At 63.3% G+C, this 16,898-nt stretch carries 23 protein-coding genes; 10 read left to right on the forward strand and 13 right to left on the reverse strand.

The genetic code is table 11. The annotated features are described in order from the left end of the window. Positions 1 to 85: 85 nt before the first annotated feature. From hisG to ACIPG5_RS08165, 8 genes are all read right to left on the reverse strand, one after another. On the reverse strand, positions 86 to 721 hold the full coding sequence (gene hisG, locus ACIPG5_RS08130; RefSeq protein WP_012316063.1) for an ATP phosphoribosyltransferase: 636 nt from the start codon (positions 719 to 721) through the stop codon (positions 86 to 88). A gap of 124 nt (positions 722 to 845) precedes the next feature. After that, on the reverse strand, positions 846 to 2,111 hold the full coding sequence (gene murA / locus ACIPG5_RS08135) for a UDP-N-acetylglucosamine 1-carboxyvinyltransferase (RefSeq protein ID WP_401374194.1): 1,266 nt from the start codon (positions 2,109 to 2,111) through the stop codon (positions 846 to 848). A gap of 23 nt (positions 2,112 to 2,134) precedes the next feature. Next, positions 2,135 to 2,374 (reverse strand): BolA family protein, encoded by a 240-nt coding sequence (locus ACIPG5_RS08140; protein WP_003255121.1) that lies wholly within the window; start codon positions 2,372 to 2,374, stop codon positions 2,135 to 2,137. A gap of 118 nt (positions 2,375 to 2,492) precedes the next feature. Continuing rightward, a complete protein-coding gene (locus ACIPG5_RS08145) occupies positions 2,493 to 2,795 on the reverse strand; it encodes a lipid asymmetry maintenance protein MlaB (RefSeq protein ID WP_176514593.1) in 303 nt (100 codons plus the stop codon). Beyond that, complete coding sequence (locus ACIPG5_RS08150) at positions 2,792 to 3,439, reverse strand: phospholipid-binding protein MlaC (protein ID WP_176514591.1); 648 nt, start codon at positions 3,437 to 3,439, stop codon at positions 2,792 to 2,794. The genes ACIPG5_RS08145 and ACIPG5_RS08150 overlap by 4 nt, the downstream gene beginning before the upstream one ends. 9 nt (positions 3,440 to 3,448) lie before the next feature. Continuing rightward, positions 3,449 to 3,934 (reverse strand): outer membrane lipid asymmetry maintenance protein MlaD, encoded by a 486-nt coding sequence (gene mlaD, locus ACIPG5_RS08155; protein ID WP_176514589.1) that lies wholly within the window; start codon positions 3,932 to 3,934, stop codon positions 3,449 to 3,451. Further along, positions 3,934 to 4,731, reverse strand: coding sequence for a lipid asymmetry maintenance ABC transporter permease subunit MlaE (gene mlaE, locus ACIPG5_RS08160; RefSeq protein WP_176514587.1), 798 nt, complete (start codon positions 4,729 to 4,731; stop codon positions 3,934 to 3,936). The genes mlaD and mlaE overlap by 1 nt, the downstream gene beginning before the upstream one ends. Then, complete coding sequence (locus ACIPG5_RS08165; RefSeq protein ID WP_043213285.1) at positions 4,731 to 5,540, reverse strand: ATP-binding cassette domain-containing protein; 810 nt, start codon at positions 5,538 to 5,540, stop codon at positions 4,731 to 4,733. The genes mlaE and ACIPG5_RS08165 overlap by 1 nt, the downstream gene beginning before the upstream one ends. Before the next feature lie 248 nt (positions 5,541 to 5,788). Here ACIPG5_RS08165 and ACIPG5_RS08170 point away from each other — a divergent pair, with 248 nt between their 5' ends. The 10 genes from ACIPG5_RS08170 (at position 5,789) to ACIPG5_RS08215 (ending at position 12,804) form a co-directional block, all read left to right on the forward strand. Continuing rightward, positions 5,789 to 6,763: a KpsF/GutQ family sugar-phosphate isomerase gene (locus ACIPG5_RS08170; RefSeq protein ID WP_401374197.1), complete on the forward strand. Its 975-nt coding sequence runs from the start codon at positions 5,789 to 5,791 to the stop codon at positions 6,761 to 6,763. Positions 6,764 to 6,777: 14 nt separating this feature from the next. After that, positions 6,778 to 7,302, forward strand: a complete 525-nt coding sequence (locus ACIPG5_RS08175) for an HAD family hydrolase (protein WP_176514583.1) — start codon at positions 6,778 to 6,780, stop codon at positions 7,300 to 7,302. An 8-nt stretch (positions 7,303 to 7,310) separates the two neighbouring features. Then, positions 7,311 to 7,883 carry an LPS export ABC transporter periplasmic protein LptC gene (gene lptC / locus ACIPG5_RS08180; protein ID WP_176514581.1) on the forward strand — a complete coding sequence of 191 codons (573 nt, stop codon included), beginning with the start codon at positions 7,311 to 7,313 and terminating at the stop codon, positions 7,881 to 7,883. Further along, complete coding sequence (gene lptA, locus ACIPG5_RS08185) at positions 7,870 to 8,394, forward strand: lipopolysaccharide transport periplasmic protein LptA (protein WP_176514579.1); 525 nt, start codon at positions 7,870 to 7,872, stop codon at positions 8,392 to 8,394. The genes lptC and lptA overlap by 14 nt, the downstream gene beginning before the upstream one ends. Beyond that, positions 8,395 to 9,120 (forward strand): LPS export ABC transporter ATP-binding protein, encoded by a 726-nt coding sequence (gene lptB, locus ACIPG5_RS08190; RefSeq protein ID WP_176514577.1) that lies wholly within the window; start codon positions 8,395 to 8,397, stop codon positions 9,118 to 9,120. A gap of 173 nt (positions 9,121 to 9,293) precedes the next feature. Continuing rightward, entirely contained in the window at positions 9,294 to 10,787 is a 1,494-nt protein-coding gene (locus ACIPG5_RS08195; protein ID WP_176514575.1) for an RNA polymerase factor sigma-54, read from the forward strand. A gap of 78 nt (positions 10,788 to 10,865) precedes the next feature. Continuing rightward, positions 10,866 to 11,174, forward strand: a complete 309-nt coding sequence (gene hpf, locus ACIPG5_RS08200) for a ribosome hibernation-promoting factor, HPF/YfiA family (RefSeq protein ID WP_401374201.1) — start codon at positions 10,866 to 10,868, stop codon at positions 11,172 to 11,174. A gap of 12 nt (positions 11,175 to 11,186) precedes the next feature. Further along, complete coding sequence (gene ptsN / locus ACIPG5_RS08205; protein ID WP_236236741.1) at positions 11,187 to 11,654, forward strand: PTS IIA-like nitrogen regulatory protein PtsN; 468 nt, start codon at positions 11,187 to 11,189, stop codon at positions 11,652 to 11,654. A gap of 2 nt (positions 11,655 to 11,656) precedes the next feature. Next, entirely contained in the window at positions 11,657 to 12,511 is an 855-nt protein-coding gene (gene rapZ / locus ACIPG5_RS08210; RefSeq protein ID WP_176514569.1) for an RNase adapter RapZ, read from the forward strand. 20 nt (positions 12,512 to 12,531) lie between these two features. Continuing rightward, on the forward strand, positions 12,532 to 12,804 hold the full coding sequence (locus ACIPG5_RS08215; protein WP_176514566.1) for an HPr family phosphocarrier protein: 273 nt from the start codon (positions 12,532 to 12,534) through the stop codon (positions 12,802 to 12,804). 42 nt (positions 12,805 to 12,846) lie between these two features. Here ACIPG5_RS08215 and ACIPG5_RS08220 read toward each other — a convergent pair whose 3' ends face one another. The 5 genes from ACIPG5_RS08220 to ACIPG5_RS08240 are packed head-to-tail and all read right to left on the reverse strand — an operon-like array spanning position 12,847 to position 16,622. Beyond that, positions 12,847 to 13,740 carry a ZIP family metal transporter gene (locus ACIPG5_RS08220; RefSeq protein WP_176514748.1) on the reverse strand — a complete coding sequence of 298 codons (894 nt, stop codon included), beginning with the start codon at positions 13,738 to 13,740 and terminating at the stop codon, positions 12,847 to 12,849. Positions 13,741 to 13,751: 11 nt separating this feature from the next. Continuing rightward, positions 13,752 to 14,363: a superoxide dismutase gene (locus ACIPG5_RS08225; RefSeq protein ID WP_401374205.1), complete on the reverse strand. Its 612-nt coding sequence runs from the start codon at positions 14,361 to 14,363 to the stop codon at positions 13,752 to 13,754. 1 nt (position 14,364) lies between these two features. Further along, positions 14,365 to 14,826, reverse strand: coding sequence for a DUF2753 domain-containing protein (locus ACIPG5_RS08230; protein ID WP_236236744.1), 462 nt, complete (start codon positions 14,824 to 14,826; stop codon positions 14,365 to 14,367). Between the two features lie 25 nt (positions 14,827 to 14,851). Next, the gene (locus tag ACIPG5_RS08235; protein ID WP_401374208.1) at positions 14,852 to 16,228 is read right to left on the reverse strand and encodes a class II fumarate hydratase; all 1,377 of its coding nucleotides are present in this window, start codon (positions 16,226 to 16,228) and stop codon (positions 14,852 to 14,854) included. Further along, positions 16,221 to 16,622 (reverse strand): FagA protein, encoded by a 402-nt coding sequence (locus ACIPG5_RS08240; protein WP_176514558.1) that lies wholly within the window; start codon positions 16,620 to 16,622, stop codon positions 16,221 to 16,223. The genes ACIPG5_RS08235 and ACIPG5_RS08240 overlap by 8 nt, the downstream gene beginning before the upstream one ends. Between the last annotated feature and the right edge of the window lie 276 nt (positions 16,623 to 16,898).

Raw genomic sequence — 16,898 nt, forward strand, 5'->3', positions numbered from 1 at the left:
TCGATCCGCGCGGGCACCCGAGAAAAGTGGCTGTGACGCGGACAGACGGGCGCGGCTGCGAAAGCCGCGCACAGAAGGTAGTGAGTTAGCCGCGGTGTCGCGACTCGACCGCCTGGCGAAGGGTGTCGATCAGGCTCTGGATGCGGGCGTGCTGCATCTTCATCGATGCCTTGTTGACCACCAGGCGCGAGCTGATCGTGGCGATCAGGTCCTGGGGCTCAAGGCCGTTGGCACGCAGGGTATTGCCGGTGTCGACCACGTCGATGATCTTGTCGGCGAGGTTGATCAGCGGGGCCAGTTCCATCGAGCCGTACAGCTTGATGATGTCGACCTGGCGGCCCTGCTCGGCGTAGTAACGCTTGGCAACGTTGACGAACTTGGTGGCCACGCGCAGGCGCCCCTTGGGCTCCGGTGCACCGACCACGCCGGCGGTCATCAACTTGCAGCGGGCGATCTGCAGGTCCAGCGGCTCGTACAGGCCCTGGCCGCCGTACTCCATCAGCACGTCCTTGCCTGCCACGCCCAGGTCGGCGGCACCATGCTCGACATAGGTCGGCACGTCGGTGGCACGCACGATCAGCAGGCGCACGTCGTCCTGCGTGGTGGGGATGATCAGCTTGCGGCTCTTGTCCGGATTCTCGGTCGGCACGATACCGGCCTCGGCCAGCAACGGCAGGGTATCGTCGAGGATGCGGCCTTTGGAAAGCGCGATGGTCAACATTGGAACGTCGGTCCTTAAGCGGCTACTGCCGGCCGGGCCTGGGCCCGACCGCATACAATTCGTGTGTGGGAGCGGGCCGCGGCACCGGCGAAACCGGTACCGCAGCCCGCTCCCAGGCAGATGACTAGCCCGGTACGCGACGGATCTTCGCGCCCAGCATCTGCAGTTTTTCTTCGATGCACTCGTAACCACGGTCGATGTGGTAGATGCGGTCGATCAGGGTATCGCCATCGGCGACCAGGGCCGACAGCACCAGGCTGGCCGAAGCCCGCAGGTCGGTGGCCATGACCGGGGCGCCCTTGAGGGACGGCACGCCGGTAACGATGGCGGTATTGCCTTCGACCTGGATCTGCGCGCCCATGCGGTGCATTTCGTACACGTGCATGAAGCGGTTTTCGAAGATTGTCTCGATGACAGCGCCAGTGCCTTCGGCAATGGCGTTGAGCGAGATGAACTGCGCCTGCATGTCGGTCGGGAAGGCCGGGTACGGGGCGGTGCGCAGGTTGACGGCCTTGGGCCGCTTGCCGTGCATGTCCAGCTCGATCCAGTCTTCACCGGTGGTGACGTCGGCACCGGCTTCCTTGAGCTTTTCCAGCACCGCTTCAAGGATGGTCGGGTCGGTGTCCTTGACCTTGACGCGGCCACCGGTCACGGCAGCGGCAACCAGGTAGGTACCGGTCTCGATACGGTCCGGCATGACGCGGTAGTTGGCCGAGTGCAGGCGCTCGACGCCATCGATGGTGATGGTGTCGGTGCCAGCGCCCTGGACCTTGGCGCCCATGGCGATCAGGAAGTTGGCCAGGTCGACCACTTCCGGCTCGCGCGCGGCGTTCTGCAGCACGCTGCGGCCCTTGGCCAGGGCAGCGGCCATCATGATGTTCTCGGTACCGGTGACGCTGACGGTATCGAAGAAGAACTGCGCGCCACGCAGGCCGCCTTCAGGCGCCTGGGCCTTGATGTAGCCGCCTTCCACTTCGATTTGCGCACCCATGGCCTCGAGGCCGCGGATGTGCAGGTCGACCGGACGCGAACCGATGGCACAGCCGCCTGGCAGGGCCACTTCGGCCTTGCCGAAGCGCGCGACCATGGGGCCGAGCACCAGGATCGAGGCGCGCATGGTCTTGACCAGCTCGTAGGGGGCGACCAGGGTCTTGATGGTGCGCGGGTCGATCTCCACCGCCAGCTTCTCGTCGATCACAGGCTCGATGCCCATGCGCCCGAACAGCTCGATCATGGTGGTGATGTCGTGCAGGTGTGGCAGGTTGCCCACGGTGACCGGGCCATCGGCCAGCAGGGTCGCCGCCAGAATCGGCAGGGCCGCGTTCTTCGCGCCCGAAATGCGGATCTCGCCGTCGAGGCGAGCGCCGCCAGTAATAATCAGTTTGTCCATTGGAGTCTCGCCGCCAAGTTGGCTCAGGTGCGCTCAGCCCAGGCTGCGCTGCTGAAAAATTTCATGGTTACCGCATGGATGCTGCCATTGGCGATCCAGGGATTCAGGTGAGCATAGATTGCCTGCTGGCGCTTGACCGGGCTCAGGCCAGCCAGTTCATCGCTGATCACGTTCAACTGGAAGTTGCAGCCTTCGCCTTCAACTTCGACCCGGGATCCCGGCAATTTTTCTTCAAGGAAGCTCTTAACTTCTACGGCCTGCATGCTCAACCTCAATCGGCGCCCGATGCGCACGGGTCGGCCATCATACAAAAAAGCCCCTCGCCTGCGAAGCCCACCGAGTGGGCGCGCTGACCGAGGGGCCTCCATCAGTGACGAGCCATCAGCTCGCCAGTACTTCATCGAGGTCATAGACCCCGGCAATTTCCCGCATATCGTCCGGCATGCCGCGCACTTCGCAGACCTTGCCTGCCGCCTGGGCGTCACGGATGAACGCCAGCAGCAGCGAAAGGCCAACGCTGGACGACTTCTCGACCGACGAGCAATCGAGCACCAGCTGCGTTTCGCGGGCCGCGGCGATCAACGCCCTGCCCTGCTTGCGCAAGGCCGGGCCGCTGCGGTAGTCCAGCACGCCGGCCAGGCGCAGCACGCCCGGCTCGGCCATGCTTACACCGGCCTCGCTCATTTCACTTCCTTCTCGGGAGAGTTGTCGGCAGCCTGCTTGGCCTTGGCCACTTCGCCGGCCCAGCCGTCGATGGTCTTGTCCAGGTCGTTGCCATTGCGCTGCATGGCGTCGGCGAACTGGTCGCGGAACAGCTTGCCGATGTTGATGCCGTTGACGATCACGTTACGCACCTTCCACTCGCCACCGAGGTTCTCCAGGGTGTACTGCACCGGGTAGACGGCACCGTTGTTGCCGGTGACCTTCATGCCGACGCTGGCGCGCTTGCCATCATCGGCCTTGGCCGGATCGACGACGATGCCCTGGTTGTTGTACTCGAGCAGGGCGTTGCCATAGAACTGCATCAGGCTGCGCTTGAAGTTTTCCTGGAAGCGCTGCATCTGCGCAGGCGTGGCCTTGCGCGAATACTTGACGGTCATGATGCTCTTGGAAATGCCGTCGGCATCGACCACCGGGCCGAGGATGCGGTTGAGCGCATCGTAGAATGCCTGCGGGTTGCTCTTGTACTGTTCCTTGTTGGCCTTCAGATCCCCGAGCAGCTCGTTGGTAGTGCTCTGCACCACGTCATGGGGCGATTGCGCTGCCAGGGTCAGCAGGGGGAAGGCCGCCAGCAGGACCAGCAGGCCACGTCGCAAGATCGAAATCATGGAAACTCCTTAATTAGCCGGTTGCGCTTCTTTCGGTTCCTTGCCAACGGTGTTGAGCAGGAACTTGCCAATCAGATCTTCCAGCACCAGGGCAGACTGGGTGTCATGGATGGTTGCACCGTCCTTGAGCACCTCTTCTTCGCCGCCCACGCTGATGCCGATGTACTTCTCGCCAAGCAAGCCGGCGGTCAGGATCGAGGCAGTGGAGTCGGTCGGCAAGTTGTCCACCGACTTGTCCAGCTGCAGCGTCACCCGACCGGTGTAGGAATCACGGTCCAGATCGATGGCGGTGACCTTGCCGATCGTCACGCCGGCCATGGTCACTTTAGCTCTGACCGTCAAACCGGCGATATTGTCGAAGTAAGCATAAACTTTGTAGGTATCGCTGCTCGGGCTGGCCGACAGCCCGCTGACACGCAGGGCCAGCAGCAGCAGCGCCAGGATCCCGGCCAGGAGGAACAGGCCGACACCGATTTCCAGGGTGCGGTTTTGCATCAGAAATCTCCAAACATCAAGGCGGTCAGAATAAAGTCCAGACCCAGTACTGCCAATGAGGCATAGACCACGGTCTTGGTGGTGGCACGGCTGATCCCCTCTGAGGTGGGCTCACAGTCATACCCCTGGAATACGGCGATCCAGGTCGTGACGAAGGCGAATACCAGGCTCTTGATCAAGCCGTTGAGCACATCGTCGGTGAAGGAAACGCTGTTCTGCATGTTGGCCCAGAACGAGCCTTCGTACACACCCAGCCAGTCCACCGCGACCCACGAGCCGCCCCAGATGCCGACCACGCTGAAGATCAGCGCCAGCAACGGCAGGGAAATGAAACCGGCCCACAGGCGTGGCGCGATGATGTACTTGAGCGGGTCGACGCCGATCATCTCGAGGCTCGACAGCTGCTCGGTCGACTTCATGTTGCCGATCTCGGCGGTCAAGGCGGAACCGGCACGCCCGGCGAACAGCAGCGCGGTCACCACCGGCCCCAGCTCGCGCAGCAGGGTCAGGGCGACCATCTGGCCGACCGCCTGCTCGGAACCGTACTTGGTCAGGATGCTGTAGCCCTGCAGGGCCAGCACCATGCCGATGAACACACCGGACACGGCGACGATCGCCAGCGACAGCACGCCCACCGAGTACAGCTGCTTGGTCAGCAGCTGGAAGCCGCCACCGATGCCGCCGCGGCCGACCAGCGCATGGAACAGGAACAGGCAGGAACGCCCGAGCACTGCCAGTACGTCGATGGCCGAGCGACCGAGCAGGCGGATACGTTCGAGTAGGGATTTTCTACGCATCAACGCGCCCCCAGCAGATCGGCGCGGTAGTCAGGCGCAGGGAAGTGGAATGGCACCGGGCCGTCCGGGTCGCCTTTCATGAACTGGCGAATGCGCGGATTGTCCGAGCCCATCAGCTCGTCGGGGGTGCCTTGGCCCAGCACCTGGCCATCACCGACCACGTAGATGTAGTCGGCGATGCTGGCGGTTTCCGCCAGGTCGTGGGAGACCACGATGCTGGTGATGCCCAGGGCATCGTTGAGCAGACGGATCAGACGCACCAGCACGCCCATGGCGATCGGGTCCTGGCCGACGAACGGTTCGTCGTACATGAGGATCTGCGGATCCAGCGCGATCGCCCTGGCCAGCGCCACGCGGCGCTTCATGCCACCGGACAGCTCATCGGGCATCAGGTCGATGGCGCCGCGCAGGCCCACGGCCTGCAGCTTCATCAGCACGATGTCGCGGATCATCTCGTCCGAAAGCTGGGTATGCACCCGCAGCGGGAAGGCGACGTTCTCGAACACATCGAGGTCGGTGAACAGCGCGCCGCTCTGAAACAGCACGCCCATCTGCTTGCGCGCGTCGAACAGATCGCTGCGCGACAGGCTCGGCAGGTTCTGCCCGGCCACCCATACTTCGCCGCTGGACGGGCGCAGCTGTGCCCCCATCAAACGCAGCAGTGTCGTCTTGCCGCAACCCGACGGCCCCATGATGCCGGTGACCTTGCCACGCGGGATGCGTATGTCGACATTGCTGAAAATGCTGCGCGAACCGCGCTTGAAGGTGACTCCCTTCAACTCGACCGCGTAGGCGCTATCCACACTCATCTAGACTCCTTGCTAGTGCAGCCTCGTCCTAATGGACGCCGGCCCCCTTCATGAAGGCACACGCGCCCCTGACGGGCCGAATAGCGGCGAACTATAGCACCGCTCACAGTGCGTCCCCAAGGCCATGGAACGTGTCGTTCAGGCCAATGACAGACTTTGGTGACATTTGTTACAGCAATCGAAAGGATGAGGCTTTCTTCCATTGCGGCTATAATCGCCGCCTTTTCATCAGACATCGTTTTCCACACATGAGCCAATCCAGCGAGCTGATCCAATCCGCCCAGCGCACCCTGCGCCTTGAACTCGAGGCCGTCGAGGGCCTGATGGCCCGCATCGACGCCAATTTCGTCAAGGCGTGCGAGCTGATCCTGGCAAGCAAAGGCCGCGTCGTGGTCGTGGGCATGGGCAAGTCCGGGCACATCGGCAACAAGATCGCCGCGACCCTGGCCAGCACCGGCACGCCGGCGTTCTTCGTGCACCCGGCCGAAGCCAGCCACGGCGACATGGGCATGATCACCCGCGACGACGTCATTCTCGCCCTGTCCAACTCGGGCAGCACCGCGGAGATCGTCACCCTGCTGCCGCTGATCAAGCGTCTCGGCATCCAGCTCATCAGCCTCACCGGCAACCCCGATTCGCCCCTGGCCCTGGCCGCCGAGGTCAACCTCGACGCCCGGGTCGCCCAGGAAGCCTGCCCGCTGAACCTGGCACCGACGTCTTCGACCACCGCCTCGCTGGTGCTGGGCGACGCGCTGGCCATCGCCCTGCTCGAGGCACGCGGCTTCACCGCCGAGGATTTCGCCTTCTCGCACCCCGGCGGCGCCCTGGGCCGGCGCCTGCTGCTCAAGGTCGAGAACGTGATGCACGCTGGCGACGAACTGCCAAAGGTGCAACGCGGCACGCTGCTCAAGGACGCGCTGCTGGAAATGTCCCGCAAGGGCCTGGGCATGACCGTGGTGCTGGAGAAGGACGGCAAGCTGGCCGGGATCTTCACCGACGGCGACCTGCGCCGCAGCCTGGACCGCAGCATTGATGTGCACACCACCCTGATTGACCAGGTAATGACCGTGCACGGCAAGACTGCCCGCGCCGACATGCTCGCGGCCGAAGCGCTGAAGATCATGGAAGACCACAAGATCAGCGCCCTGGTGGTGGTGGACAAGCACGACCACCCGACCGGCGCCTTGAACATGCACGACCTGCTGCGCGCCGGCGTGATGTAAGGAGAACCCTGCAAATGACCCAGGATCTGCTGCAACGCGGCAAAGCCATCAAACTCGCGGTTTTCGATGTCGACGGCGTGCTCACCGACGGGCGCCTGTACTTTCTCGAGGACGGCAGCGAGTTCAAGACCTTCAACACCCTCGACGGCCACGGCATCAAGATGCTCATGGCCTCGGGCGTGACCACCGCGATCATCAGCGGGCGCAAGACCCCGGTGGTCGAGCGCCGGGCGAAGAACCTCGGCATCCCGCACCTGTTCCAGGGCCGCGAGGACAAAATGGTGGTGCTCGACGGCCTGCTCGCCGAACTGGGCCTAAGCTATGAACAGGTCGCCTATCTGGGCGACGACCTGCCCGACCTGCCGGTGATTCGCCGGGTGGGCCTGGGCATGGCGGTGGCCAACGCCGCGCCGTTCGTTCGCCAGCACGCCCACGGCGTGACCCAGGCGCGCGGTGGCGAAGGCGCCGCCCGCGAGTTCTGCGAACTGATCATGCAGGCCCAGGGTACCCTGGACGCTGCCAACGCCCATTACCTTTAAGGCCGACCATGTTCAGCAAGAAAGCCCGCAACATTGTGCTGCTCGCGCTGATCGCCGCCCTGCTGGTGGCGATCGGCTACTGGAATGTCAGCCCGGAGAGCTTCCTCGACAAGCCGGTGGCAGAGGTCGACGAAAGCGCCATCGACTACTACGCGACCAACGCCCACAGCCTGCAATTTCTACCCGATGGCAAGCTGCAGTACGAAATGACCGCCGACAAGGTCGAACACCTCAAGGCCAGCGAGGTCACACTGGTGACCACACCGGACCTGCACATGTACCGGGGCACCGAATACCCCTGGCACGTGCAGAGCGTTCGCGCCGAAGTCAGCCCCGACGGCAGCGAAGTCGAACTGATCGACCAGGTGCGCGTGGCCCGCACTGACGAAAAACAGCGCGAAACCATCATTACCAGCTCGCGCATGACCGTATTCCCACAGAAGCAATATGCGCAGACCGAGCAAGCCGTTAGAATCGACGGCGCCGGTGGCACGACCACGGGCAAGGGAATGAAAGCGTATTTGAAAGAAGGCAGGATGGACCTGCTTTCTAACGTAAGAGGACAGTATGAGGCTCGTTAAAACCCTCCCCCTTTTGCTCAGCCTGAGCGCAGCACTGGGAAGCGCGAGCGCCTTCGCCCTGCCGACCGACCGTGACCAGCCGATCCGCATCCAGGCCGACAACGCTCACCTGGACGACAAGCAAGGCGTGGCCACCTACACCGGTGACGTGATCATCACCCAAGGCTCCATGATGATCAAAGGCAACACCGTGACCATGACCCGCGCCGCCAACGGCGACATCGACGTGGTCACCTCGGTGGGCAACCTGGCCTATTTCGAGCAGCAGCAGAGCACCGCCAAGCCCGACAAGATGAAAGGCTGGGCGATCACCATCCAGTACCAGGCGCAGAAGGACACGGTGATTCTCACCGACCGCGCCAAGGTCGAGAACGAAGGCAACACCACCGAAGGCGAGAAGATCGTCTACAACACCAAGTCCCAGGTGGCGACCGCCGGTCGTGGCGGCAACGTCACTGCACCACGTCAGCGCATCGACATGGTGATCCAGCCGAAGAAGAAGGCCGAGTAAATGGCAACCCTCAAAGCCCAGCACCTGGCCAAGAGCTACAAAGGGCGGCAAGTCGTGCGCGACGTCAGCCTGTCGATCGACAGCGGGCAGATCGTCGGCCTGCTCGGCCCCAACGGCGCCGGCAAGACCACCTGCTTCTACATGATCGTCGGCCTGGTCCAGGCCGACCAGGGCCGGGTGCTGATCGACAGCCTCGATGTCAGCCACCAGCCCATGCACGGCCGCGCCCGCGCCGGCATCGGCTACCTGCCGCAGGAAGCCTCGATCTTCCGCAAGCTGTCGGTGGCCGACAACATCATGGCGATTCTCGAGACGCGCAAGGAACTCGACCGCGAGGGCCGGCGCAAGGAACTGGAAAGCCTGCTGCAGGAATTCCACATCAGCCACATCCGCGACAACCTCGGCATGAGCCTCTCCGGTGGTGAACGCCGCCGAGTCGAGATTGCCCGCGCACTGGCGACAGCGCCCAAGTTCATCCTGCTGGACGAACCCTTTGCCGGCGTCGACCCGATCTCCGTGGGCGACATCAAGCAGATCATCCACCACCTCAAGGCCAAGGGCATCGGTGTGCTGATCACCGACCACAACGTCCGTGAAACCCTGGATATCTGCGAAACCGCGTACATCGTCAACGATGGCCAGCTGATCGCCGAGGGCGATGCCGAAACCATCCTGGCCAACGACCTGGTCAAGGAAGTGTACCTGGGCCACGAGTTCCGCCTCTGAGCCAAGGTATGCCTGGAGCACTGCAATTGGTCCTTGACGGGGCTTAAGTTGTTACAGTGCTCTAGGCAAACGCTACAATTTAAGGCATAAAACTTGCTTGAATTTGGCGCTCCGGCGCCCTCGTGTAGTGGATGGCGCATGCGCGCCGGCGAACAAGGTATTTAGCCCCTGCCATGAAACCATCGCTCGTCCTAAAAATGGGCCAGCAACTGACGATGACCCCGCAGTTGCAACAGGCCATTCGCCTACTTCAGCTTTCCACCCTGGACCTGCAGCAGGAAATCCAGGAAGCGCTGGAGTCCAATCCGATGCTCGAACGTCAGGAAGACGGCGACGACTTCGACAACAGCGACCCGATGGCCGACAACGCCGAGAACAAGCCGGTTGCCGAAGCCCAGGACAACAGCTTCCAGGAAAGCACCAGCAGTGCCGAAACCCTGGAAGACGGTGAGTGGAACGAGCGAATCCCCAACGAGCTCCCGGTCGACACGGCCTGGGAAGACATCTACCAGACCAGCGCCAGCAGCCTGCCGAGCAACGATGACGACGAGTGGGACTTCACCACCCGCACATCGGCCGGCGAGAGCCTGCAAAGCCACCTGCTGTGGCAACTGAACCTGGCGCCGATGTCCGACACCGACCGGCTGATCGCCGTGACCCTGATCGACAGCATCAACGGCCAGGGCTACCTCGAAGACACCCTCGAAGAGATTTGCGCAGGCTTCGACCCGGAGCTGGATATCGAGCTCGACGAAGTCGAGGCGGTGCTGCACCGCATCCAGCAGTTCGAGCCCGCCGGTGTCGGCGCGCGCAACCTGGGTGAATGCCTGCTGCTGCAGCTGCGCCAGCTGCCTGCCAGCACGCCGTGGATGAGCGAGGCCCAGCGCCTGGTCAGCGACTTCATCGACCTTCTCGGCAGCCGCGACTACAGCCAGCTGATGCGCCGCATGAAGCTCAAGGAAGACGAGCTGCGCCAGGTCATCGAACTGGTACAGAGCCTCAACCCGCGCCCGGGTTCGCAGATCGAATCGAGCGAGCCAGAATACGTGGTGCCGGACGTGATCGTGCGCAAGGACAGCGAACGCTGGCTGGTCGAGCTGAACCAGGAAGCGATCCCGCGCCTGCGGGTCAACCCCCAGTACGCAGGCTTCGTGCGCCGCGCCGACACCAGCGCCGACAACACCTTCATGCGCAACCAGCTGCAAGAGGCGCGCTGGTTCATCAAGAGCCTGCAGAGCCGCAATGAAACGCTGATGAAGGTGGCCACGCAGATCGTCGAGCATCAGCGCGGCTTCCTCGACCACGGCGACGAGGCGATGAAACCGTTGGTGCTGCACGATATCGCCGAAGCGGTCGGTATGCACGAGTCCACCATTTCGCGGGTGACCACGCAGAAATACATGCACACCCCCCGTGGCATCTACGAGCTGAAGTACTTTTTCTCCAGCCACGTCAGCACCGCCGAAGGTGGAGAATGCTCGTCCACGGCGATCCGCGCGATCATCAAGAAACTGGTTGCGGCGGAAAATCAGAAAAAGCCATTGAGTGACAGCAAGATCGCTGGTTTACTGGAGGCACAAGGCATCCAGGTAGCCCGTCGCACCGTCGCCAAGTACCGCGAGTCCCTCGGCATCGCACCGTCGAGCGAGCGCAAGCGACTGATGTAGCCCCTGGGTGTGCCACAGCGTTTGTGGGGCAGGTGCAATACCTGCCTCTTTATGCACGGGCAACAAAGGAGAAGCTGTATGCAAGTCAATATCAGTGGACAGCATGTAGAAGTCACCCCACCGCTGCGCGACTACGTGCTTGCAAAGCTGGCGCGGCTGGAGAGTCACTTCGACAAGATCACCAACGTGCAGGTCATCATGAAGGTCGACAAACTGCAGCAGAAGATCGAAGCGACCCTGCAGTATCCCGGCGGCGAAGCGGTTGCCAATGCGGAACACGAAGACATGTATGCAGCGATCGACGCCTTGGCCGACAAGCTCGACCGCCAACTGAAAAAACACAAGGAAAAACAGCAGAGCTTGCTGCAAGGTCAAGCCGCCCGCTGATCCCCCTCATCCATGATCCGACTTGAAACCATCCTGACCCCCGGCCGTTCCCTGGTGAACGTGCCGGGCGTCAGCAGCAAAAAACGCGCGCTGGAAACCATCGCCACTGCGGTCCACCGCGAAGTCCCCGAGCTTGATGAGCAAGATCTCTTCGAGAAGCTGATTGCTCGCGAAAAACTGGGCTCCACCGGTTTCGGCAATGGCATAGCCATTCCGCACTGCCGGCTCAAGGGCTGCGAAACCCCGGTCAGCGCCCTGCTCCACCTAGCTGCTCCCATCGATTTCGACGCCATCGACGGTGCGCCCGTGGACTTGCTGTTCGTCCTGCTGGTGCCCGAGGCCGCCACCGATGCCCATCTGGAACTGCTGCGCCAGATTGCCAGCATGCTCGATCGCAAGGAAGTTCGCGAGCGCCTGCGTGCTGCACACAGCAGCGAGGCCCTGTACCAGGTTGTCCTGGACGCACAGAACGAGCACTGAACATGCGCCTGATCATCGTCAGCGGCCGGTCCGGCTCCGGCAAGAGTACCGCCCTCGATGTGCTGGAAGACAACGGCTATTACGTCATCGACAACCTGCCAGCCGGCCTGCTGCCGCAACTGGCGGAGAACGCGCTGATCAACACCGAGCTGTTGCAGCCCAAAGTCGCCGTCTCGATCGATGCACGCAACCTGCCAAGCCACCTGTCACGCTTCCCCGAACTGCTTGCCGAAGCCCGCGGCCGCCACATCAAGTGTGATGTGCTGTTCCTCGATGCCGACGAAGAGACGCTGCTCAAGCGTTTCTCAGAAACCCGCCGTCGCCACCCGCTGACCAACGCCGACCGTTCGCTGGCCGAGGCTATCCGTGTGGAAAGCGAGTTGCTGGGGCCGATCGCCGACCTTGCCGACCTCAAGATCGACACCACCAGCCTCAACCTCTATCAGCTGCGCGACACGATCAAGCTGCGCCTGCTCAATCAACCCGAGCCTGGCACTGCATTTCTGGTCGAGTCGTTCGGCTTCAAGCGCGGCATGCCGGTCGATGCCGACCTGGTATTCGACGTGCGCTGCCTGCCCAACCCGTACTGGAAGCCCGAGCTGCGCGAGCATTCCGGGCTCGAACAGCCGGTCATGGATTACCTTGCCGCCCAGCCGGACGTGGAAGAAATGTTCAACGACATTTCCAGCTACCTGCTCAAATGGCTGCCCCGCTTTGCCGCCAGCAACCGCGCCTATGTCACCATCGCCATCGGCTGCACCGGCGGTCATCACCGCTCGGTCTACATCACCGAACGCCTAGGCCAGCTGTTGCAACAGTCCCTGAAAAACGTCCAGGTCCGCCACCGCGACCTCTAGCCCACAGGATCCGCCCCACGATGCCCGCCCGCGAAATCACCATCATCAACAAGCTGGGGCTGCACGCCCGAGCGGCCGCCAAGTTCGTTGGCGTGGCCGGGCGCTTCCCTTGCCAGGTGCGGGTGGGGCGCGCACCCGACAAGCTGGTGGACGGCAAGAGCATCATGGCCGTGATGATGCTCGCGGCAGGCAAAGGCACCCAGGTGCACCTGCACACCGAGGGTGAGCAGGACAGTGAAGCGCTGGATGCACTGGTGGCGTTGATCAACAACTACTTCGACGAAGGCGAGTAAGCCGCCTCGAACCGCGCCGGCATCAAGGCCGGCGCAGCCCACTCAAGACATCGCGGTATCCATCACCATCATCAGGCAAAAGCCGACGCACAGCCCCAGGCTGGCCAACCGGTGATGCCCATTGCTGCGCGACTCGGGAATGATCTCCTGGGTGACCACCAGCAGCATCGCCCCCGCCGCACAGGCCAGGCCCAGTGGCAGCAGCAATTCGGCGACATTCACCAGCCAGGCGCAAAGCACCGCCGCCAGCGGCTCCACCAGCCCTGAAGCAGCGCCGATCAGAAACGCCTTGAACCGCGGCATCCCCGCCCCCGCCAGCACCAGCGCAATCACCAGGCCCTCGGGCACATCCTGCAGGGCAATGCCCATCGCCAGGCTGTCGGCATCGGCCATGCCGCCCCCTGCGGAAACGCCGATGGCCATGCCTTCGGGAATGTTATGGGCAATGATGGCAATCACGAACATCCAGATCCGCGCCGCGATCACCGGTTGCTGCGCGGTGCCGACCAACGCCTCGGGCGATGCACCGGACACCTTCAGGTCGACCACGAACAGGCACAACGCCCCGAACAGCAAGCCGAAGCTGATCAGCCCACCCGCGCCCCACGGGCTGAAACCGATGGACTGGGCAGCCTCGAGCCCTGGGATGATCAGGGAAAACGCAGTGGCCGCCAGCATCACCCCGGCGCCGAAGCCCAGCAAGGTGTCAGCCAGGGCCACCGGCATGTTGCGAATCACCAACACCGGTACCGCACCCAGCGCCGTGCCCAGCGCACACACCGCGCCCCCCTCGAGGGCGCGCAGCATGCGTGGGTCCAGGTCCAGCCAGGCAATGCCCCGCGCCACCAGCAAGGCCGTGCCGACCAACAGCAGCAGCGTGCCTATGGCCAGGCGAAACAGGCGCACACTCCCGACAGACATCACCTCCGCGCGCATACCGGTTCGGCTCACTTCAATGCTTCAAGGTAACGACGTTCCACCTGCGCCCAATCGATGACGTTGTAGAAGGCACCGATGTATTCCGGACGACGGTTCTGGTACTTCAGGTAGTAGGCATGTTCCCAGACATCCAGGCCGAGAATCGGTGTGTTGCCGTGCATCAACGGGCTGTCCTGGTTGCCGCTGCTTTCCACCACCAGCGCCTTTTGCGGGGTAACGCTCAGCCACGCCCAGCCACTGCCGAAGCGCGTCAGCGCGGCCTTGGTGAACGCCTCCTTGAAGGCCTCGAAGCCACCCAGTTCGGCGTCGATGGCCTTGGCCACCTGCCCTTGCGGCTGGCCGCCGCCGTGGGGCGACATGATGGTCCAGAACAGCGAGTGGTTGGCATGGCCGCCACCATGGTTGGTGACCGCGCCGCGCAGGTTTTCCGGCAGCTGCTTGACCGCCCCGACCAGCTTTTCAACCGGCCACTCGGCCCATTCGGTGCCTTCCACGGCCGCGTTCAGGCCATTGACGTAGGTCTGGTGATGCTTGGTGTGGTGGATCTCCATGGTCTGGGTATCGATGTGCGGTTCCAGCACGTTGTAGGCATAGGGCAACGCAGGCAAGGTATGGGGCATGTCAATGGATTCCGTAGACAGGGGGTCGGGGTGCCACATGCGCCTGGGCGGCCAATTCACTGGCCCCCGGCGCGTGGCGATTGAGCAAGCGCTCGGTACGCGGGTACTGGCCGTATTCGGCGATGAAACTCAGCAACTCGGTGTAGGTGCGTCCGCTGTGGCGCAGCGCGGCATCCCGCAGCGCCTGCGCCAGGCGCGCGTCCTGGCTGGCCTGCAGCAGGCGCTGATGGGCAGCGCACAGGTAGTCCGCGCTTTCGTGGGGCTGGTTCAGGCGCAGGTGCAGGTCGGCCAGGTTGTGGTGGGCGATGACGAATGCCGCCACCGCTTCGTCGACGTCATGCCAGCGCTCGAACAGCACCTGGGCCAGGGCCAGGGCTTGCAGGTAGAGTTCCCGCGCATCCACCAGCTCGCCCTGTTCGAACAGGCGATTGGCGGCTTGTGTGGTGCGTTTCCAGTGCTGCATGGCGTGTCTCCTGGGCGCTGGCCGGTCAGATGCCGCCAGCGGTGAGTTTTTCCGGGTCGAGCAGCGCCTCGAGCTGGTCACGCGACAGGTCGGTGTGCTCAAGGGCCACGTCGATGATCGGCCGGCCCTGCTGGTAGGCGGTCTTGGCGATTTCGGCGGCCTTGAGGTAGCCGATGATCGGGTTCAGTGCCGTGACCAGGATCGGGTTGCGCGCCAGGGCTTCCTTGAGCTTGCCTTCGTTGACCTTGAAGCTGGCGATGGCCTTGTCGGCGAGCAGGCGGCTGGCGTTGGCCATCAGCTCGATGCTTTCCAGCAGGTTGCGGGCAATGACCGGCAGCATCACGTTGAGCTCGAAGTTGCCTGACTGGCCGGCAATGGCGATGGTCGCGTCGTTGCCGATCACCTGTGCGGCCACCATGGCGGTGGCCTCCGGGATCACCGGGTTGACCTTGCCCGGCATGATCGAAGAGCCCGGCTGCAGGCCTTGCAGCTCGATTTCACCCAGGCCCGCCAGCGGGCCGGAGTTCATCCAGCGCAAGTCGTTGGCGATTTTCATCAATGCCACGGCAGTGGTCTTGAGCTGGCCGGACAAGGCCACGGCGGTGTCCTGGGAGCCGATCAGGGCGAACAGGTTCTGCCCGGGCGTGAACTCGACCTGGGCCAGGGCGCTCAGCTGCTTGGCAAAGCCGGCAGCGAACTGCGGGTGGGCATTGATGCCGGTGCCCACGGCGGTGCCGCCCTGGGCCAGGGCCTGCAGGCTCGGCAGCGTGGCTTCGAGGTGCGCCTTGGCGCCGTTGACCTGTGCTGCCCAGCCATCGAGCACCTGGCTCATGCGCACCGGCATCGCATCCATCAGGTGGGTGCGGCCGGTCTTCACGTACTGATGCACCTGCGCCGATTTGCTTTCGATCACCTGCACCAGGTGGCGCAGCGCCGGCAGCAGTTGCTCATGCAGGGCCAGCGCGGCGCTGACGTGGATGGTGGTGGGGATGATGTCGTTGCTGCTCTGGCCGCAGTTGACGTGGTCGTTGGCGTTGACCGGCTCGCCGAGCACGCGGCTGGCCAAGGTGGCGATCACCTCGTTGGCGTTCATGTTGGAGCTGGTGCCGGAGCCTGTCTGGAACACATCCACCGGGAAGTGCTGGATGAAGTCTTCGCCCAGCAACTGCTCGACCGCCTTGACGATGGCCTGGCCCTGCCCTGGCGAAAGCTGCTCCAGCTCGACGTTGGCCTTGGCCGCGGCCGCCTTGGCCAGCAACAGCGCACGAATGAACTGGGCCGGCATTGGCTTGCCGCTGATCGGGAAGTTGTCGACCGCGCGCTGGGTCTGGGCACCGTACAGGGCCTGGGCCGGCACCTGCAGTTCGCCCATGCTGTCACGCTCGATACGGGTATCACTCATCATCAAATCCTTGCATCAGTTCATCGGGAGAAATCGACGGCAGCAACCGGCAATTGGCCAGTTGCAGGGCATAGGGTTGCCAGCGCTGGTTCTGTTCGCGGCGATCGAGGTTGCGCAGGTCGAGCAGCGGGCGCCAGGCCTGGTCCAGGCACAGGCAGCGCCAATGCCAGGGCAGCATGCGGTCGCAGGCGGTATCCAGGAGCAGGCGGAACGAGGTCAGCGCCACCGTCCATGACGAGGTTTCGGTGCAGCACACCAGGTAGCGGCCTTCGGCCAGGTAGTGCTCGATCAGGCGCGGCTCGTCGGGTTCGAGGGCGCAGCGGATGCGCCGGCTGAGCCAGCGCCAGTTTTCCAGGTAGGGCAGTTCGCGCAGGACGGGTTTCATGAACATCATCGCCAAGTTACTGGATAATGATATTCATTATTAAGTGATAAATAGAATCACTTCAAGAGGGGTGCGACGAAAGTAAAAAACCCGGCGCGAGGGCCGGGTTCTTTAAAACAGTCTATTTCTGTACCGGCCTCTTCGCGGGACGAGCCGGCTCCCACGGGTATCCCGCTACAGCGCAGAACCTGTGGGAGCAACTGTCTTCTTATGGAAGCTGGCCTTGCCGACGATGGGGCGCGTAGCGCCCCAGGCCCGGCTGTGCCGGGCATTGCTAGCAAGGCT

It is taken from the genome of Pseudomonas sp. NPDC087029, assembly GCF_044745345.1.
Taxonomy (GTDB): Bacteria; Pseudomonadota; Gammaproteobacteria; order Pseudomonadales; family Pseudomonadaceae; genus Aquipseudomonas; species Aquipseudomonas faucium.

Excerpts from the sequence above, each read along its gene's own strand:
- hisG (WP_012316063.1), bottom strand. The coding sequence starts at position 721 with ATGTTGACCATCGCGCTTTCCAAAGGCCGCATCCTCGACGATACCCTG.
- lptB (WP_176514577.1), top strand. The coding sequence starts at position 8,395 with ATGGCAACCCTCAAAGCCCAGCACCTGGCCAAGAGCTACAAAGGGCGG.
- ptsN (WP_236236741.1), top strand. The coding sequence starts at position 11,187 with ATGATCCGACTTGAAACCATCCTGACCCCCGGCCGTTCCCTGGTGAAC.
- mlaD (WP_176514589.1), bottom strand. The coding sequence starts at position 3,934 with ATGCAAAACCGCACCCTGGAAATCGGTGTCGGCCTGTTCCTCCTGGCC.
- ACIPG5_RS08230 (WP_236236744.1), bottom strand. The coding sequence starts at position 14,826 with ATGCAGCACTGGAAACGCACCACACAAGCCGCCAATCGCCTGTTCGAA.
- ACIPG5_RS08165 (WP_043213285.1), bottom strand. The coding sequence starts at position 5,540 with ATGAGTGTGGATAGCGCCTACGCGGTCGAGTTGAAGGGAGTCACCTTC.
- ACIPG5_RS08150 (WP_176514591.1), bottom strand. The coding sequence starts at position 3,439 with ATGATTTCGATCTTGCGACGTGGCCTGCTGGTCCTGCTGGCGGCCTTC.
- murA (WP_401374194.1), bottom strand. The coding sequence starts at position 2,111 with ATGGACAAACTGATTATTACTGGCGGCGCTCGCCTCGACGGCGAGATC.
- mlaE (WP_176514587.1), bottom strand. The coding sequence starts at position 4,731 with ATGCGTAGAAAATCCCTACTCGAACGTATCCGCCTGCTCGGTCGCTCG.
- ACIPG5_RS08235 (WP_401374208.1), bottom strand. The coding sequence starts at position 16,228 with ATGAGTGATACCCGTATCGAGCGTGACAGCATGGGCGAACTGCAGGTG.
- ACIPG5_RS08145 (WP_176514593.1), bottom strand. The coding sequence starts at position 2,795 with ATGAGCGAGGCCGGTGTAAGCATGGCCGAGCCGGGCGTGCTGCGCCTG.
- ACIPG5_RS08215 (WP_176514566.1), top strand. The coding sequence starts at position 12,532 with ATGCCCGCCCGCGAAATCACCATCATCAACAAGCTGGGGCTGCACGCC.
- ACIPG5_RS08175 (WP_176514583.1), top strand. The coding sequence starts at position 6,778 with ATGACCCAGGATCTGCTGCAACGCGGCAAAGCCATCAAACTCGCGGTT.
- rapZ (WP_176514569.1), top strand. The coding sequence starts at position 11,657 with ATGCGCCTGATCATCGTCAGCGGCCGGTCCGGCTCCGGCAAGAGTACC.
- ACIPG5_RS08220 (WP_176514748.1), bottom strand. The coding sequence starts at position 13,740 with ATGCGCGCGGAGGTGATGTCTGTCGGGAGTGTGCGCCTGTTTCGCCTG.
- lptC (WP_176514581.1), top strand. The coding sequence starts at position 7,311 with ATGTTCAGCAAGAAAGCCCGCAACATTGTGCTGCTCGCGCTGATCGCC.
- ACIPG5_RS08225 (WP_401374205.1), bottom strand. The coding sequence starts at position 14,363 with ATGCCCCATACCTTGCCTGCGTTGCCCTATGCCTACAACGTGCTGGAA.
- hpf (WP_401374201.1), top strand. The coding sequence starts at position 10,866 with ATGCAAGTCAATATCAGTGGACAGCATGTAGAAGTCACCCCACCGCTG.
- ACIPG5_RS08240 (WP_176514558.1), bottom strand. The coding sequence starts at position 16,622 with ATGATGTTCATGAAACCCGTCCTGCGCGAACTGCCCTACCTGGAAAAC.
- ACIPG5_RS08140 (WP_003255121.1), bottom strand. The coding sequence starts at position 2,374 with ATGCAGGCCGTAGAAGTTAAGAGCTTCCTTGAAGAAAAATTGCCGGGA.
- lptA (WP_176514579.1), top strand. The coding sequence starts at position 7,870 with ATGAGGCTCGTTAAAACCCTCCCCCTTTTGCTCAGCCTGAGCGCAGCA.
- ACIPG5_RS08170 (WP_401374197.1), top strand. The coding sequence starts at position 5,789 with ATGAGCCAATCCAGCGAGCTGATCCAATCCGCCCAGCGCACCCTGCGC.
- ACIPG5_RS08195 (WP_176514575.1), top strand. The coding sequence starts at position 9,294 with ATGAAACCATCGCTCGTCCTAAAAATGGGCCAGCAACTGACGATGACC.